General features: G+C 72.1%; 13 protein-coding genes. 7 read left to right on the forward strand and 6 right to left on the reverse strand.

Annotated elements, in window-relative coordinates; translation table 11 throughout:
- Positions 1 to 206 precede the first annotated feature (206 nt).
- Both ACQPZF_RS12275 and ACQPZF_RS12280 read left to right on the forward strand, forming a co-directional pair.
- Positions 207 to 740, forward strand: coding sequence for a hypothetical protein (locus ACQPZF_RS12275; protein ID WP_433271394.1), 534 nt, complete (start codon positions 207 to 209; stop codon positions 738 to 740).
- A 236-nt stretch (positions 741 to 976) separates the two neighbouring features.
- On the forward strand, positions 977 to 1,348 hold the full coding sequence (locus ACQPZF_RS12280) for a hypothetical protein (RefSeq protein WP_433271396.1): 372 nt from the start codon (positions 977 to 979) through the stop codon (positions 1,346 to 1,348).
- 36 nt (positions 1,349 to 1,384) lie between these two features.
- Here the strand turns inward: ACQPZF_RS12280 and ACQPZF_RS12285 are convergent, their stop codons facing one another.
- The 3 genes from ACQPZF_RS12285 to ACQPZF_RS12295 all read right to left on the reverse strand — a co-directional run bounded on the left by ACQPZF_RS12285 (position 1,385) and on the right by ACQPZF_RS12295 (position 6,309).
- Positions 1,385 to 2,035 (reverse strand): HAD family hydrolase, encoded by a 651-nt coding sequence (locus ACQPZF_RS12285; protein ID WP_433271398.1) that lies wholly within the window; start codon positions 2,033 to 2,035, stop codon positions 1,385 to 1,387.
- Positions 2,036 to 2,049: 14 nt separating this feature from the next.
- Positions 2,050 to 5,553, reverse strand: coding sequence for an NACHT domain-containing protein (locus ACQPZF_RS12290; protein WP_433271400.1), 3,504 nt, complete (start codon positions 5,551 to 5,553; stop codon positions 2,050 to 2,052).
- Between the two features lie 186 nt (positions 5,554 to 5,739).
- Entirely contained in the window at positions 5,740 to 6,309 is a 570-nt protein-coding gene (locus tag ACQPZF_RS12295) for a TetR/AcrR family transcriptional regulator (protein WP_433271402.1), read from the reverse strand.
- A gap of 92 nt (positions 6,310 to 6,401) precedes the next feature.
- Between ACQPZF_RS12295 and ACQPZF_RS12300 the strand changes: the two genes are divergently transcribed.
- From ACQPZF_RS12300 to ACQPZF_RS12310, 3 genes are read left to right on the forward strand one after another with little or no spacing between them, the layout of a single operon-like run.
- Positions 6,402 to 7,370, forward strand: coding sequence for a ketopantoate reductase family protein (locus ACQPZF_RS12300; RefSeq protein WP_433271404.1), 969 nt, complete (start codon positions 6,402 to 6,404; stop codon positions 7,368 to 7,370).
- Between the two features lie 59 nt (positions 7,371 to 7,429).
- Positions 7,430 to 8,635 (forward strand): cytochrome P450, encoded by a 1,206-nt coding sequence (locus ACQPZF_RS12305; protein WP_433271406.1) that lies wholly within the window; start codon positions 7,430 to 7,432, stop codon positions 8,633 to 8,635.
- 39 nt (positions 8,636 to 8,674) lie between these two features.
- Positions 8,675 to 8,869, forward strand: coding sequence for a ferredoxin (locus ACQPZF_RS12310; RefSeq protein WP_433271408.1), 195 nt, complete (start codon positions 8,675 to 8,677; stop codon positions 8,867 to 8,869).
- Between the two features lie 9 nt (positions 8,870 to 8,878).
- On the opposite strand, the gene ACQPZF_RS12315 is transcribed toward ACQPZF_RS12310, so the two are convergent.
- Entirely contained in the window at positions 8,879 to 10,402 is a 1,524-nt protein-coding gene (locus ACQPZF_RS12315) for a bifunctional 3-(3-hydroxy-phenyl)propionate/3-hydroxycinnamic acid hydroxylase (RefSeq protein ID WP_433271410.1), read from the reverse strand.
- A gap of 69 nt (positions 10,403 to 10,471) precedes the next feature.
- Positions 10,472 to 13,507, reverse strand: coding sequence for a BTAD domain-containing putative transcriptional regulator (locus ACQPZF_RS12320; protein WP_433271413.1), 3,036 nt, complete (start codon positions 13,505 to 13,507; stop codon positions 10,472 to 10,474).
- Positions 13,508 to 13,670: 163 nt separating this feature from the next.
- Here ACQPZF_RS12320 and ACQPZF_RS12325 point away from each other — a divergent pair, with 163 nt between their 5' ends.
- Positions 13,671 to 14,000, forward strand: a complete 330-nt coding sequence (locus tag ACQPZF_RS12325) for a hypothetical protein (protein ID WP_433271415.1) — start codon at positions 13,671 to 13,673, stop codon at positions 13,998 to 14,000.
- A 34-nt stretch (positions 14,001 to 14,034) separates the two neighbouring features.
- Entirely contained in the window at positions 14,035 to 16,146 is a 2,112-nt protein-coding gene (locus tag ACQPZF_RS12330; RefSeq protein WP_433271417.1) for a carbon starvation CstA family protein, read from the forward strand.
- 77 nt (positions 16,147 to 16,223) lie between these two features.
- Here the strand turns inward: ACQPZF_RS12330 and ACQPZF_RS12335 are convergent, their stop codons facing one another.
- Positions 16,224 to 16,712, reverse strand: coding sequence for a DinB family protein (locus ACQPZF_RS12335; protein ID WP_433271419.1), 489 nt, complete (start codon positions 16,710 to 16,712; stop codon positions 16,224 to 16,226).
- Positions 16,713 to 16,862: the final 150 nt, after the last annotated feature.

Genomic DNA, 16,862 nt, shown 5'->3' on the forward strand with positions numbered 1-16,862 from the left:
CGGCTGGATTGTTAAATAAACACCGGAGACATCCCGGTCTGTCGCTGTGCGCCGCGTATTCGCTGGTCACGTCAATGTGCTGATCATTTTACCGGGAGCGGTCCCAGTCGGCTCCGGTTGAGCGGCGGCGGGGCTATTCGCTAGCTTCGATTGCGCCCGACGTGCCCTGCAACGCGTCGGGCCCCTGCAATGAAAGGAAGAGCAACGTGAAGAAGTTGTTCTTGATACCTGCCCTGCTGGCCCTGGTGGTCGCCGTCCTCGTCGCACCGAACTCGAACGGCTCATTCGTCGTGGCGGGCCACCCGACCAGCGCCGTCGATGTCGCGGAAGCGCCCGCGAACCTGCTGTCCGCCGCCCCCGCGGCGGGGTGGCCGGTGCCACGTGCGCGCACGTTCCGCATCCTCAGTTCCTGCTCGGCGTACGCGGCGGTCATCCGCCAGGGTGCGCGTGCGTGGAACGGACTGACCGAGAGCACCAGCGGAACCCCGGTGGAGTGCCGCAACAGCTACATCGCCGACTGCGGCGGCGGTAGCCGGGTGGTCGGTTGCAACTGGGGTCAGGGGCAGCGGATCGCCCTGTACATGGGCGGTGTGAGCGACGACGCGCTGCTGGCCGCCCACGAGTTCGGCCACGACTGGTACGGCCACTCCACCTACCAGTGCGCGGGCTGGGGCAGCCCGCAGGAAGTGATGGCACCGAGAATGTGCAACTACGGCGCCACCACCGCGTTCGAGAACTGATCCACGCCGATGCGGGGAGCGTCCTTCGGGCGCTCCCCGTTCGCGTGCGGTTCCCGCCTGCGGTGTGAGCGCGTGTCGGGCGACTTCCGGGCCGATATCGGTGATCACCCTGATGTCGCGCGGTTCGCCAAGCCATAGGTTTCCCTTGGCTCGACCACGACGGTCCGGCGAGTTCGGGTGAGGCATGGGGGGACGAAGTGGCGATTGCGCGCCGGTGGGCAGCGGGTGCTGCCGCTTTGTACGTTCTGTGGGGCCTGCTGCACATGGGTCTCGGTGTGTCGACGGTGATCGGTGATCTCGCGGGCGGTGCGCCCGAAGGGGAGTTGGCGGCCGAGAGCCTCATGTTCTTCGTCTGCGCGACCGTGCTGGGAGCGCAGGCCGTGCTGGTCGCGCTGGCCATGAACCGCGTCAACAGCCGTCCCGGGTTCTGGCTCAACGCCGTCGTGCTGGGTGTGGTCGACGCGGCGTTCCTCGCCGTTCTCGTGGTCCCCGGCCACGTCGACCTCATCGGCGGCACGTCGGGACCGGTCATCTGGCTGCTGGCCACCGTATGTGCCGCGGTGGCGCTGCGACGCGAGCCGGTGAGCAACTCGCTCCACCATCCCTGAGCGCGATGGGAAGAGAAACCCTCGGCGGCCTGTCGATCACCTCTTCGTCGGCGCCGAAAGCGCGGCGAACCAGGGATTCGGTGGTGCCGCCGATCCGGGTGCGGGCGGGACGCTGACGGGGCGGTGGCGAATCGTCTCGACGCCGGCCGCGCGGGCCGCGGTGAGATCGCGATCCGTGCCGCCGACGAACAAGCACGACTCCACCGGGATGGCGCGCGTGTGGATCGCCAAGGTGATCAGGTCCGGGGCCGGCGGCAGGGCGGCGCGGTCCGGCCCGGTGCGCCCGACGAGGTGGTGCACCCGCTCGACCAGGCCGTGCAGCACGAGGAACGCCTGGACCGCCGCGATGTCCAGGCTGCTGACCACGGTGACCCGGGCGCCGGCGGCGGCCGTCACGGCGAGGGCCTCGTGGACACCGGGTGCGACCCGTGCGGCGGCCACCACCCCGTGCTCGATCCGGCATAGCTGCGCGTACACCGCCTGCCCGGTGGCCGGGCCGATGGTTGCCGCGTGGGCGAGGACCACGAACGGGTCGTCGGTGCGCGCGACCCTCCGAGGCAAGCGGCCTTCGGCCACCAGCACGCGCAACCGATCGGCCGACGACCTCGTGGGCGGCAACTCGGCGATCGGGCCGTCGAACGCCACCAACACGTGATCGCGCTCCACGAGCAGTTCCTCGGCACGCACAGCTCCCCCTTCTGCTACTCGATGCCCTCGGCGGCGCTGCGGGCTTCGCTCTGCACCGCGGCCGGGAGGTCGGTGTCCGCCGCCATCCCGCGCAGCTTGCGCAGTCCTCGCGGTCTGTCCACGCGGCCCAGCTCACGGGCGGCGGCGAGTCTGGTGTGCGGCGATTCCTTGCGGTTGTCCGCGATCTTCGACAGCGATGTCCCTTGATCGGCGTAGTTCAGCTCGTTGATGAGGGACAACCTCGCAGCGAAACCGAGGGTCGGATCCCCGGCCAGCTCATGCAGCAGGGCGCGGTTGCCGAACCAGCCGATCCCGCCGGCCTTCTTCGCGGCGACAACCCGGATGTCGTCGGGTTGCCCGGTGTCGCGGGCGATCACCTCGCACACCTCGCGCTCCACCGCGGTGCCCGCCTCCGCGGCGGCGTGCATCCGGCTCTCGGCGCCGATCGCGGGGTCGCGCGCCAGTTCGGCGAGGAGCCTCGTCCCGGCCGCGTCGTCCACGACAGCGGTCTTCTGGGCAGCCGTGAGGCGATCCTGCTCGGGCACGGAGACGTCGTTGGCGATGATCTCGTAGAGATCGACCAACTGGTCGCGGGAGATGTGCTTGCTCGCCAGCATCGCGGTCTCCAGGCGGGAGGACGGTAAGCGGGTGCGGTCCGCCACGAGGGCCTGGTAGTGCGGCAGCGCCGCGGTGCGGGAGAGCGTCGCGAGGTGGCCGAGCGCCCACAGCTTGTCGCCGTCCGCGTCGTCGTACGCGGTGACGATCTGCTCGACCAGGTCCACGCTCATCGCTCGGCGGTCCGTGAGCAGCGCCTCCATGCGCAAGCGCGGCGGAAGCGCGCTGTCCGACGCCAGCTCGGCCAGGATTCCGTAGTGCCGGTCGAGGCGCAGGACGAGGAACTGGGCCGCCTGCAACCGCACGCCGGGCGCCGCCTTGGTCCGAAGGCGTTCCAGGAGGTCTTGCAGGCGGTTCCGGTCGTCACCGAGGACGGTGCTCATCGCCTCCTCACGGGCGGTCTCTCCGGCGCCGCTCTCGGCCAGCACGCACATCAGGTCGATGCCGCGCGGGCGGTCATGGGACAGCGCGGTGCGGGCGGCGGCCAAGCGGACGGTGTCCGATGCCGTGATGTCGGCGACCACATCGGCGAGCAGGGCGAGGCCGCGGCCGGGCTCGTGCGCCGTGACGAGTTGCGCGGCTTGCAGACGGACGTGCTCGTGGTGCGAAGTGGCGGCGAGGCGGGTGAACATCCCCACGGCGACGACCGGATCGGTGTCGAGGAGCATCTTGCCCGCCGCGGTGCGGGCCGTGCGGTCCACTTGCGCATCGGCGATGAACACCTCGGCGACCGGCACACCGTCGTGGGACGAGAACCCGTTGAGGAACCGCAGGGCCTGGTAGCGGCGGTCCTGAGCCGTGGCCGGGTTCCGCACGACGTCCTGGAGCACGGTGACCGCCCGGTCCGGGTCGATGTCGTGCAACCACTGCGCGAAGCGCGACCAGTCCCGGTGGGACGTGCGTCCCGCGACGAGCCGGCGGAGGTGGTGGGTCGCCGCGCCCACGACGTTCTCGGGTAGGGCGACGCCGTGATCGACCAAGGCGGACACGAACCCGAGGTTGTGCCTGCGGTGCCAGGGCCGCATGAGGCGGCGCAGCGGTCGGCGCAGGTCCGCGCCGGCCTCCGCCCACCGCGCCACGAGGAACACCTTCACCGCGAGGTCCGGCCAAGGCCAGGTGCGGCGCGGTCGCAGCAGGCGACGGCTCCGCCGGGTGTCCGGAGCGCCGTGTGCGCGTGCCAGCGCGGCGGCGGCGAGGAACTCCTCGATCGTCTGATGGCGGAAGGCGAACACCCGGCCGCGTTGGAGGACCAGGCCGCTGAGCCGCAGCACGTCCGGCACCACCTCCGGCCACACCTCGGCATCGGGTTTCCACCGCACCGCGAGGTCGAGCACGCTCGCCTCGCCTTGGTGGAACAGGCGCTGGTAGGCGATGTCCTGGAGCAGCACCTCCAGGTTCTCCACGAGGTGGTCGGCCGCGCGCTGGGCGGCGGGGCCGCGGGGCGCGAGCCGCTTGAGCAGTCGGGCGCGCGCGTCGATCTCGTAGACCTTGGCGAGCTGCCACGTCACGAAGCGCTCGTATAGCTGGGTCTGGTTGTGCGGCGGGTCGAGGTCCGGGTTCTCGGCCAGCAGGACGCACAGCATGGTCGCGATCAGCGGCACGTGCGCGAGATCGCGCAGCTTCGTCAGTTGGACCTTGGCCAGGAACCGGGCCGCGTGTCGTTCGGGCTGTGCCTGGCCCTCCTCGCGCATCCAGTTGCCGACGAACTTCCGCAACTCCTGCTCGGAGAACCGCTCCAACACGTAGGTGGGTGCGGTCCTGCGGTCGGAGAGCCGGCGCAGCTCGCGCTCGTGCAGCGGGCGACTGGTGACCAGGAACCGGTGGGTGGACCGGCGTCGGTGGTGTTCGACGCGCCGCGTGACCGCCGTTCGGGCGCCGGGGTCGAGCACCTCGTCCAGGCCGTCCACCAGGACCAGCCAGGGCACTCCGCGCATCGGCTCGGTGCCGAACAGCTCCACCAGCCGCCGGTGGTCGAGGGTGAAGCTCAGTCCCGGCAGGACCCCCTCCGCCAACGCTTCCGGCAGCGTGCTGTCCCGCGTCAACGCGTCCGCGGTGACGGGGACCGGCACGAAGTCGCCCTCGCCCTCGTCGAGCCACCTCGCCGCGGTCGCCGCGGTGATGTGGCGGACGAGGCTGGACTTGCCCGCACCCGGCTCCGCGATCACCTGCGCGCCCTCGAACATCGCCACCAGGTCCTCCGCCGCGATCCGTTCGGGGGCGGTGTCCTCGTCCAGTTCGTCGTCGTGGTGGGGAGCGGCTTGGCGGCGCAGGTAGATCGCCGACAGCGGCGGCGCGACCTGACGTGCCCATTCGTACTGGTGGTCGTGGTCGGCCGTGCGCACCGTCTCCAGGTACTCGCGCAGCACGGGGCCCGCGTGCCGCCACTCGCCTGCCGTGAGTTGGGCAGGGCCGAGGAGGTCGAGCCAAGCGTCGTTGCGCCGCGGCAGCCCGGGGATGTCGGGCACTTGCAGGAAGTCGCCGGCCGGTCCGAGGACACCGCATACCCCACCGGTGCGGCGGTCCAGCACGGGCGATCCGGGCTCCGGCCCCGCTGCCAGGCGCAGCGCGGTGGGTGGCGTGCCCGGGCGAAGGGACGCGAAGGGATCGCCGGTCTTCGGGACGGTGACCAGTGCCAGCCCCTCGCCGAGCCCGACGCTCGCGGCGATCGTCAGGACCCGATCGGACGCGACGCGTACGCCCCGGACTTCGCCGTATCCCGTGCGCAGCCGCACCACGGTCTCCAACAGCGCCTGGTGGAGCGGGTCCGCTGCGGCCGACGGGGAGACGTTCGTGATCACGACGCCACCCCGGATGTCCCGCGCCTGTACGACAGGCGCGTTGGCGACGCCCGAGAGTTCGTTGTGGTGCAACGGTCCCGTGTCGGAGGGTGACTCGTCGTTCACGATCGGTGTGATGCTCCTCGGCGACCGGGCGGCGACCGGACAGGAGTCCGGTTCAAGTGCTCAGGAGACCACATCCCGGAAGCCGGGGAACCGCAATCTTGCCAACGGTGAGGACACCCGGTTGTCGTGTCGACAGGCGAGGTGTCGCAGACACAGAGCTGTCGCACCTTGTCACAGCGGGCGGCGTCACAGCGGGCGGCGCAGCCCGTCCAGCACGAGGGTGATGACGTCGTCGGCCTCGGCCCGCCAATTCGGGCGGTCATGGGCCGCGCTGATGCCGTGCAGCACCATCATCACGGCACCGGCGTCCACGTCGTCCCGCACGGCGCCGTCCCGCACGGCGGCGGCCAGCAGGTCGGTGACGGTCTGCTCCAGCGCCCGGCCGCCCTCGGCGAGGGCGCCCGAGCGATCGGCCATGAGCGTGGCCAGCGTCCGGGCCAGGCCCTCGTGGGCGGCGATGTGGTCGACCATGCCGCGGAGGAAGGTCGCCAAAGCCTCCGCCCCGGGCAGCGTGGCCTGCAGCCGGCGGGCGCGGTCGCACAGCGCGGCGACTTCCCCGTGGTAGACCGCCTCGGCCAGCGCCTCCCGGGTGGGGAAGTGGCGGTACAGCGTGCCGGTGCCCACTCCGGCCAGCCGGGCGAAGTCATCGAAGCGCAGGTCGAAGAAGTCGCCGGCGTCGAAGACCTCTCGTGCCTTGGCGATCAGGACGTCGCGGTTGCGTCGGGCGTCGGCCCGCAGCGGCTTGTCGGCGGTCATGCGTCACCTCGCGTTGACAAATGGAGATGACCTCCATATCTTCGAATAAGTGGAGATTGTCTCCAAATCGATCGTACCCCACGAGGTGCAGCGTGAAGATCCTCATGTTCGGCCGAGGCGTGATCGCCACCATCTACGGCTGGGCCCTGCAACAGGCGGGGCACGAGGTCGAGTTCTACGTCCGGCCCGGCCGCGCGGCGACGTACGGGGACGCGGTCGACCTCGACCTGCTCGACACGCGGCGCCGGGTGCGGGGGCAGCGCGTCGCCGAGAAGTGGCCGGTGCGCTACCGCGAGGCGCTGGAGCCGGACCACGACTTCGACCTGATCGTGCTCAGCGTGTCGCACCACCGCCTCGCGGAGGCGACGGCCTTCCTGTCCCCGCGTGTCGGCCAGGCCACGGTGCTGGTCTTCGGCAATGTCTGGACCGAGCCGCCGGCCGCGGTCGGCGCACTCCCCGTCGACCGGGTCGCCTGGGGCTTTCCCCAGGCCGGTGGCGGTTTCGGCACGGACGGCGTGCTCCGCGGGACGCTGCTGCGGTCGGTCGTCTTCGGCACCCTCGACGGCCGGCCCCCGACCGACCGGGAGCGGGCCGTGCGCCAGGCGTTCCGCGAGGCCGGCCTCCGGCTCAAGGAGGAGCCCGACTTCCGCGGCAAGCTGTGGGTCCACTTCGTGTCGGATGCCGCCCTGCTCTCGCGGGGCCTGCGGCTGGGTTCCCTGTCCAAGCTCGCCGGGGCGACGGGCGACCTGCGCGAGGCGCTGCTGACCGGCCGCGAACTGCTGCCACTCCTCCAGGCGCGCGGCCTCGACCTGCGACGTCACCGGGGCGGTGTGCTGATGTTCCGGGCGCCCACCTGGCTGACGGCCCCCGTGCTCGCCTGGCTGACCGCCCATTTCGCCCCCGTGCGCGTGAATTTCGCGGCGCACTCCGATCCCGACGCCGAGGAGCCGCGGGAGGTCTGCCGGGACGCCCTGGCCGAAGCACGACGGTTGGGCATCCCGGTACCGCGGCTGGAAGCGGCGGAACCGCACTTCGCCCGTGAGCGGACGGGTCGAGTCTGAATCGGCCTCTCGCTGTCCAGCCGCTACCGCCTGTCCGTGCCGTCGTGGGAGGAAAAGTCATGACCACCGCCGAGAAGCACGAGTTCCCCATGGTCCGTACGTGCCCCTTCGCGCCGCCGGCGGCGTACGAAGAGATCCGCGAAGGAGAGCCGGTCTCGCGGGTTCGGCTGCCCGACGGCGGGTGGGCCTGGGTGGTCAGCCGCCACGAAGACGTGCGAACCGTGTTGAACGACCGGCGGTTCAGCGCCGACCGGCAGCATCCGGAGTTCCCGCAGTTGGTCAAGGGCGAGGCAGCGTCCCGGCGGCCGGACGAGGAGCGCACCCTGATCATGATGGACGCGCCCGAGCACGGGCCGGCGCGCAAGGCCGTGCTCGGCGAGTTCACGGTGCGGCGGTTGGAGGCGCTACGGCCGCGGATCCAGGAGATCGTCGACGGGCAGATCGACGCGCTGCTGGCCGGGCCGCGGCCCGGGGACCTGGTGGAGTCGCTGTCGCTGCCGGTCCCGTCACTGGTGATCTGCGAGATGCTGGGTGTGCCCTACGCCGACCATGAGTTCTTCCAGCGGCACACGGTGAACGTGATCAAGCAGTCGACGCCGCCCGAGGAGCGGTGGGCGGCCATGGGAGCCCTCCAGGGCTACCTGGCCGACCTCATCGCGGAGAAGGAGGAGAACCCGCCGGACGACCTGCTCGGGCGGCAGATCGTCAAGCTGCGCGCGGACGGCACCTATCGGCGGACGGCACTGGCCGGCATGGGCTTCCTGCTGCTCGTGGCCGGCCACGAGACGACGGCGAACATGATCTCGCTGTCGACCGTGGCGTTCCTGCGCAACCCGGAGCAGCTCGCGATGATCAGGGCCGACCCGGGCAGGACGCTCAACGCGGTCGAGGAGATGCTGCGGTACTTCACGATCATCGACGTGGCGACGGCCCGGCTGTGCGTCGAGGACATCGAGGTCGGCGGGCAGCGGATCCGCGCCGGCGAAGGAGTGCTGGCGCTCGGCTATTCGGCCAACCGTGATCCGCGGGCGTTCGAGAACCCGGACCGGCTCGACATCGAGCGCGGCGCGCGCCACCACGTCGCGTTCGGGTTCGGGCCGCACCAGTGCCTGGGCCAGAACCTGGCTCGGATGGAGCTGCAGATCGTGTTCGACACGCTGTTCAGCCGCGTCCCCACGCTGGAGTTGGCGATGGATGTCGACGAGCTGCCGTTCAAGGACGACGCGAACATCTATGGCCTGTACCAGCTCCCGGTGACCTGGTAGCGGACGAACTGCCATCCCCCTCGTCAGGAGGAGAAGGCCATGAAGATCATCGCGGACACCGACAGGTGCGTCGGCGCCGGACAGTGCGTGCTCACCGAGCCCGCGCTGTTCGACCAGAGCGAGGACGACGCCACCGTCATCGTGCTGGACGAGACACCGGAGGGCGAGCTGGTCGCGAAGGCCCGCGAAGCGGTGCACCTGTGCCCTGGCCAGGCCCTCTCCCTGGAGGAGTGAGTCATGGCCTCACCGCCTGAAAGGATCACGCTGCTCGGCGTGGGCCGCTGAACGGCGCTCGACCTCGGTGGCGTGCACGAACCGGTCCGGGCGCAGCACCACGACGTCCGTGCCGTGGTCGGCGAACCAGGCGGTGAGCGTGCCGTCCACGTCCTCGACCGTCGTGATGCCGGCGGGCTCGGTCGAGCCGGGCGGCACGATGCGCACGAACCGGGCCACCGGGCCCCGCCAGCCGATCGCGGTCGCCGTGTCCACCCCCGGGCCGATCACCGCGAACTCGGCGCCCAGCACGTCGTCCAGGGGCACCCGCGTCCCGCCGACGGTGACGTCGGGCTGGGGGAACATCCGGCCGACCGGCCCCCGGTGGCCCGGCAGCGCGGGACGGGGCTTGAACTCGAAGTGCCGGATCGCGCGGCGGATGCGGGGCACGGTCTGCGCGGTGCGCAGCACGGCGTCCCTGACGGCGGCGGCGAACCTGTTGCGCACCAGGAACACCCGTCCCAGGCGCAGGCTGGTCAGCGCCATCGCCTCGGTGTGCGGGCGGCGTTCGGCCTCGTAGCCGTCGAGCAGCGCGTCATCGGCGTCGCCGCGCAGCACCTGCGCGATCCGCCACGTCAGGTTCGCGGCGTCCCGCAGGCCGCTGCACAGGCCCTGGCCGAGGAACGGCGGCAACTGGTGCGCGGCGTCGCCGAGCAGGAACACCCGGCCGTCCCGCCAGCGGTCCGCGCTCAGGTGGTGGAAGGTGTAGACGACGGCGCGGGTCACCGTGAACCGGTCCGGGTCCACGTAGGGCGCGATCAGGTCGCGGATCGTCGCCGGGCTCGTCATGGTCTTCGGGTCTTCGCCGTCCAGGAGCATGAACTCCAGTCGGTGCGTGCCGAACGCGCCCGGTGACACGAACGCGGGACGTCGCCAGTCGCACACGAACCGGGTGGCCTCGACGCGGGTCGCTCCCGGTGCCACGACACCGGAGACCGCGAGCCACGGTTCGGCGTTCGACGTGCCGGTGAGGCTGATGCCGGCGGCCGTGCGGGTGGCGCTGCGCGCGCCGTCCGCGCCCAGCAGGTACCGGGTGTCGACCTCGGTCTCGCGCCCGTCGTGGCGCAGGGCGACGGTCACGTGGTCGTCGTGCCGGGTCAGGCCGGTCAGCTCCGTGCCGGTGCGCAGGGTGACGTGCGGGAACCGGTCCAGGCCCCGTCTCAGCGTCGCTTCGAGCCTCGGCTGGTCGAAGAAGTGCAGCGGTCCGGCGCCGAGGCCGAAGTCGATCTCGTCCAGCGCGATCTCGGCGAACACCCGGCCCTTGGCGTTGACGTACTTGGCTCTCCGGGGCGGGTAGGTGTCGCGCTCGATCTCCTTGCGCAGGCCCGCCTGCTGGTAGACGCGCAGCGCCTCGTCGTCGCAGGAGAACGCGCGCGGTTGGCCGTGCGGCTCGGTGCTCCGCTCGACCACGAGGGTGCGCACGCCGCGTGCGCCCAGCAGGTTGGCGGTGAGCGCGCCGACCGGCCCGCAGCCGATGACGACGGCGTCGTACATGGGGTCCATCCCTCCGTTGTGCTGTTCGAGGCCATCGCAGCGGAGGGCTGTGGAGATCGTGTGGAGGCGTTAGTGGAAGCGGGCCAGCAGCAGGTGGGCGCCCTGGGCCTCGGCCGTCGCGCGGCCGGTGTCGAGATCTCGTGCGTCGCCGCCGGCCAGGCCGCGCACCCGGTGCAGCTCTGCGGTGAGGACGTGCTCGCCGACCGCCCGTGCGGCGGTCAGGCCCTCGTCGGCGAGTGCGGCGGCCCGCTCGTGGTGACCGGCGACGAGGTGGGCGTCGGCGACGGCGGCGATCGTGATCGTGCGGGTCGAGCGCAGGCCCGGACGGTAGATGCCGTCGGCGGCGGCGCGCAGGGCCGCCAGCCTGGACGCGTCGCCCCGGCGCACGGCCGCCCACTCGGCGAAGAAGTCGCCGGTCGTCACGAAGTGCGTCAGGTGGCCCTCCACGCCGATGCGGCGGCACGCGTGCGCGGCCCGTTCGGCCGCGTCCACGTCCTGTTCCTGGAGCGCCGCCCACCCGGCGAACAGCTCCGCGTTGGCGCGGCCGTACGGGTCGTCGGTGCGTTCGGCCAGGGCGCGTGCGGCGGCCAGGTCCGGTTGGGCGTCCAGGCCGCGCAGTGATCGCACGAGGGCGCGGAACTCGTGGACGGCCAACGTCGGCGTGCGGCCGGTCTGCCCGTGCAGGAGGCGTTCGTCCAGGTGGTCGAGGGCGGCGGTGAGGTGGTCGTCGGCGTCGGCCAGGTGGCCGCCGAAGTAGGCGGTGACGCCGCGCAGGTAGTGGGCGGCGGTCCTGGTGAGAGGGCCGCTGTCGAGTGCGCGCAGTCGGTCGGCGAGGTCGGTGGCGAGCGGGAAGTCGGCGCGGTTGCAGGCCAGTTCGCCGAGCGTCCACAGGGCGGTGCCCACGTCGGCGGTGGCGGCGTCGGACGGGCTCAGGCGGATCAGCAGGTGGTGGGCGCGGGAGGCGGCCTCGGCCACCGCGTCGCCGCCGACGCCGACCGTGATCTGGAGCAGCGACGTGCGGCGCAGGTGCACGGCCAGCTCCTCGGCCGGGTCGGTGAGCAGGGCCGCGGCCCGGTCCAGGTGGGACAGGGCGTCCTCGAAGGCGAGGCGGCGGGTGGCGTCCTCGGCGGCTGCCATCGTCCAGTGCAGGTGGTCGGCGCGACGGTCCCGCGCCCGGCCGTAGTGGTGGGCCAGCTCGGCCGGCGTGAGCAGGTCGCGGGCGGTGTCGGCCAAGCGGGCGTGCAGGGCGGCACGTCGGGTCGGGGACAGGTCCGCGTACGTCGCCTCGGCGAACAGCGGGTGCCGGAACCCGACGACGCCCGGCGCGGTCTCGGTGACCAGGTGGCCGGCGGCGGGCGAAGGGGTGCCCACCGCCGTGACGTCCAGGTCCCGGCCCGCGACGCTGAGCAGGTCCAGGCAGTCGCGGGTGGCCTCGTCCAGGGCGTGCAGGCGGCGGCGGACGGTGTCGCGGACGCCCGGCGGCGGGTCGTCCGGCGAGGTCAGCAGTTCGGTGAGGAAGAACGGGTTGCCGCCCGTGCGGGTGACGAGCCGGTCCACGACGGCGGCGGACGGCGTCGTGCCGGTGTGCTCGCGCACCAGGTCGGCCACCGCGTCCGGGCCGAGCCCGGTGGGGTGCAGGCGGCGGTGGCCGGGGGAGCGGGCCACATCGGCGAGCGCGGCGACCAGGGCCGGGTCGTGCTCGTACGGGCGCAGCGTCGCGATCACCAGTGCCCGCGAGGTGTGCAGGGTGGGTGCCAGGTAACGCAGGAGCAGCAACGAGTCCGGATCCGCGGCGTGCAGGTCGTCCAGGACCAGCACCAGGCCGGCGGGGGCCGCCGCGGTGTGGACGAGTGCGGCCACCGCGTCGTAGGCGCGGAAGCGGGCGGTCGGGTCCACGCGGTCGGCACGGTCCGCGGCGGACGGGCCGGCGAACCCGGCCAGCGCGGGCTCCACGGCATCCGGTGACAGCGTGCGGACCACCTGCGTCCACAGCCAGAACGGCGGCATCTGCCCGATGTCCGGGCACCGTGCCCAGACGACCGGTGTGCCGGCCGCCGCGGCGCGGGCCCCGACCGTCCGGGCGAGGCTGGTCTTCCCGATGCCCGCCTCGCCGACCACCGCCACGAACCGCCCACCCCGGCTCCGGGCCGCGACCAGCATCCCGTCGAGCATCGCGAGTTCGGGTTCACGACCCACGATCCGCACGTCGCCGTGCCCGGTGATCCCTGGGGTGTGCGCAACCGCGTGAACCTGCGGGACGGCGGTGCCCGGCGGGACGGCGGCCTCCGGCACGTCCTGGGCCAGGATGCTCCGGTGTAGGGAGCGGAGCTGCTCCGTGGGCGTCACGCCGTGCTCGTCGAGGAGCACCCGCCGCCCCTCGTCGTAGACCGCGAGCGCCTCGGTCTGCCGCCCGGTGCGGTAGAGGGCGAGCATCAACTGGCCTCGCGCGGGCTCGCGTTCCGGGTGGTCGGTCACGAAGCGCCGCAGGTCGGGCAGGACCTCGTGGTGCCTGCCGAGCGCCACGGACGCGGTGAGGAGCCCTTCCTCGGCCACCAGACGTGCCTCGACCAGCCCGGCCACGTCGGCGCGGACGGCGGCGAGACCGACCGCCACGTCACCCCGCCACAGGTCCAGGGCCTCGCGGTAGCGGTGTCGGGCCAGCGGCGCGTCACCGGACGCGAGGGCCGCCGCCGCGTCGCCGGCGAGGGTGGTGAAGCGGACGGCGTCCACGGCGTCCGGCGGCACGGCCAGCTCATACCCGCCGGGGTGGCCGCGCAGCAGCCCGGCGGGCGCCCGGTGGCCCCGGCCGGGTTCGAGGACCCGCCGAAGGCCGGCCACGTGGGTCCGCAGTGTCACGGCGGCGCTGGCGGGTGGCCGGCCGTCCCACAACGCGTCGGCCAGCCAGTCCGAGGTGAGGAACCTGTTGGGCCGCAACAACAGCAACGCCAACAGGGCACGCTGCCGCGGGCCGCCGACCGGCACCTCCACGCCGTCCCGCTCGACCCGCAACGGCCCCAGGATCGCGAACCGCACGACGTGACCCCCGATGGTTCCAGGGCTGACCGCCAGGCCGATGACGGCCGTCAACAGCAGCGCCGCATTCATCCTAATGCCACCTGGCGTGGACTGGCCGCCATGCCGGGCCGCCGCCGGCCGTGCGGTGAAAGCGTGCGGCAAGGCGAAGGAACCGATGGTGTCTTCGACGTCAACGACCCCGGGCAACGATGGGACCGTGTAAGCCGGACGGACCCCAGCAGGAGGTGTGACGTTGACCGTCCGGCTTGACGAGGCGGCGCGCGGCGCACTGCGACCGGACGAGGTCGTGGTGATCGACTGGCATGTCACCGGTCTGTGCTGCGCCGACTCGGGGGAGTTCTCCGTGCGCGCGCTGCGCAAGGCCCGGGTGCCGAGGCGGATGCGTCCGCTCGACGCGAACCCGCGCGACACCGTGTACGCCCACCCGACCGCGGCGGCCCACCTCGCCCGCCGGAACCTGGCGGTGAGCTGCCGCCGGGTCGGACCGTTCCGCTGGTTCACCACCGACCTGCCCCCCGACGCCGGCCTGCGGGCCTGCATGGGGCGCCTGCCACCGGACTAGCACACCTGCCCTTCCCTACTCGATGAGGAGAGCCATGAACGCAACGAGGTTGCGGCCGATCGTGGGGTGGACCGCGGTCGCCGTTGTCGGCGCCGTCGCGTGGGCGGTGCTGGCGTTGTCCCGTGGGGAGTCGGTGAACGCCGTGTGGCTGGTCGCCGCGGCGCTCGGCTCGTATGCGATCGCCTACCGCTTCTACGCCCGGTTCATCGTGCGGCGCGTGCTGCGGGTCGACGACACCCGGGCCACGCCCGCCGAGCGGCTCGACGACGGGGTCGACTTCCAGCCCACGGACCGGCGTGTCCTGTTCGGACACCACTTCGCCGCCATCGCCGGCGCGGGCCCGCTGGTGGGCCCGGTGCTGGCCGCGCAGATGGGCTACCTGCCCGGCACGCTGTGGATCGTCGTCGGCGTGATCTTCGCGGGCGCCGTGCAGGACATGGTGACGATGTTCTTCTCGATGCGGCGCGACGGCAAGAGCGTCGGGCAGTTGGCGCGCGAGGAGATCGGCCCGGTGGGCGGCGTGGCGGCGCTGGTCGGCGTGTTCGCGATCATGATCATCCTGTTGGCGGTGCTGGCGCTGGTGGTGGTGAACGCGCTGGCGAAGTCGCCGTGGGGCACATTCTCCATCGCGATGACCATCCCCATCGCCTTGTTCATGGGGTTCTACCTGCGGGTGTTGCGGCCCGGACGGGTGCTGGAGACCAGCGTGATCGGCGTCGTGCTGCTGCTGGCCGCGATCGTCGCCGGCGGCTGGGTGCAGACGTCGGGCTGGGCGGAGGCCTTCACCCTGGAGCCGCGGACGCTCGTGCTGTGGCTGGTGGGCTACGGGTTCGTCGCGTCGGTGCTGCCGGTGTGGATGCTGCTCGCGCCGCGCGACTACCTGTCGACGTTCATGAAGATCGGCACCATCGTCCTGCTCGCGGTGGGCGTGCTGGTGACCACGCCGGCGCTGAAGATCCCGGCGTTCACCGAGTTCGCGTTCAGCGGCACCGGCCCGGTGTTCGCGGGGTCGCTGTTCCCGTTCGTGTTCATCACGATCGCCTGCGGCGCGCTGTCCGGGTTCCACTCCCTGGTCGCCTCCGGCACCACGCCCAAGATGGTCCAGAAGGAGTCGCAGATCCGGCTGATCGGCTACGGCGCGATGCTGGTCGAGTCGTTCGTCGCGATCATGGCGCTCATCGCGGCGGCCATGCTCGACCCCGGCCTGTACTTCGCGATGAACGCCCCGGCCGGCGTCGTCGGCAGCACCGTGCAGTCCGCGTCCGCGGCCGTCACGCAGCTCGGCTTCACCATCACCCCCGACCAGTTGCAGACCGCCGCGGCGGCGGTGCAGGAGTCCACGCTGGTCGCCCGGACCGGCGGCGCGCCCACGTTCGCGGTGGGCATGTCGGAGATCTTCTCCGGCCTGATCGGCGGTGCCGCGATGAAGGCGTTCTGGTACCACTTCGCGATCATGTTCGAGGCGCTGTTCATCCTCACGACGGTGGACGCGGGCACGCGGGTGGGCCGGTTCATGCTCCAGGACGGGCTGGGCAACCTGTGGAAGCCGTTCGCGCGGGTGTCCTGGCGGCCGGGTCTGTGGATCAGCAGCGCCCTGGTGGTGCTGGCGTGGGGCTACTTCCTCTACGTCGGTGTGGGCGACCCGCTGGGCGGCATCAACCAGCTCTTCCCGCTGTTCGGCATCGCCAACCAGTTGCTCGCGGCCATCGCGCTCACCGTCTGCACGACGCTGCTGATCAAGAGCGGCCGGCTGAAGTGGGTGTGGGTGACGGCGGTCCCGCTGGCGTGGGACGTGGCGGTGACGCTGACGGCGAGCTGGCAGAAGGTGTTCAGCGCGGATCCGAAGCTCGGTTTCTTCGCCCAGCGCGACAAGTACGCCGCCGCGCTGGACCGCGGTGAACTCCTCGCACCGGCCAAGAACGCCGACGAGATGCAGTCGATCATCACAAATTCCACTGTGGACGGTGTGCTCGCGGCCACGTTCGCGCTCCTGGTGGTCATCGTGCTGGTGGACGCGGTCCGCGTGTGGGTCCGCATCCTCCGCGGCGGCCACCCGACGAGCACGGAGACGCCGTACGTGCGCTCCACGCTGGCCGTGCCCTCCCGCGGCGGCCCGAGCAGGTCGGTCGAGGTGGTCGACGGCTAGCCGGGCAAGCGCCGGGTGGCCGGACGAGCGACGCGCGCCGGATCACCGGTGTTCGGCACACCCGCACCCGAGCAGGATCAGCGCCCGGTCGCGCCGTCGATCAGTTCGCGGAGGATGTCGGCGTGACCGGCGTGGCGACCGGTCTCCTCGATCAGGTGGGTGAGTGCCCAGCGGACGCTGGGGGCGGGGCGATCCGGCCGTGGGCGGGGGACCGGCGCGCCGAGGTCGGCGCACCCGTCGAGGACTTCGTTCGCCTGCTCGACCGTCTTCCGATAGCGGGCGACGACATCGGCCACGCTGTCCGCCGGCGCGGCCTGGAACGTCTTCCGCCAGTTGGTGACCTTCTCCCCGAGGAACGTCGAGCGCTCCACGAAGGTGAGGTGGTTGAGCAGGCCGAGCAGGTTCGTGCCCGACGGCACTCCGGCTGTTCGGACCTGCGGTTCCGGGGCGCCGTCGACCTTCATGGCGATCACGGTCCGGAGGTAGTCGAGGAATCCGCGCAGAACCTCCGTCTCGCTGCTTCCGGTTCGGGGCGGCGGGTTGTCGCGGCGGGCGGCGGTGGGCATGCTGGTCTCCTTCGTGGCAGAGCCGTCCCCGAAAGTGACCGCATCGGCGGTGGGCACCGAGGCTCCTTCTGTCGGGACCTCCCCAGTCTCGCCAGGCTCGCCTCGAACTGGCACGGGAACTTGCGGTTCCGGCAAGATGGTCCCGTGGAC

Origin of the sequence: Actinosynnema sp. CS-041913, assembly GCF_050942485.1 — a bacterium.
Classification (GTDB): Bacteria; Actinomycetota; Actinomycetes; order Mycobacteriales; family Pseudonocardiaceae; genus Actinosynnema.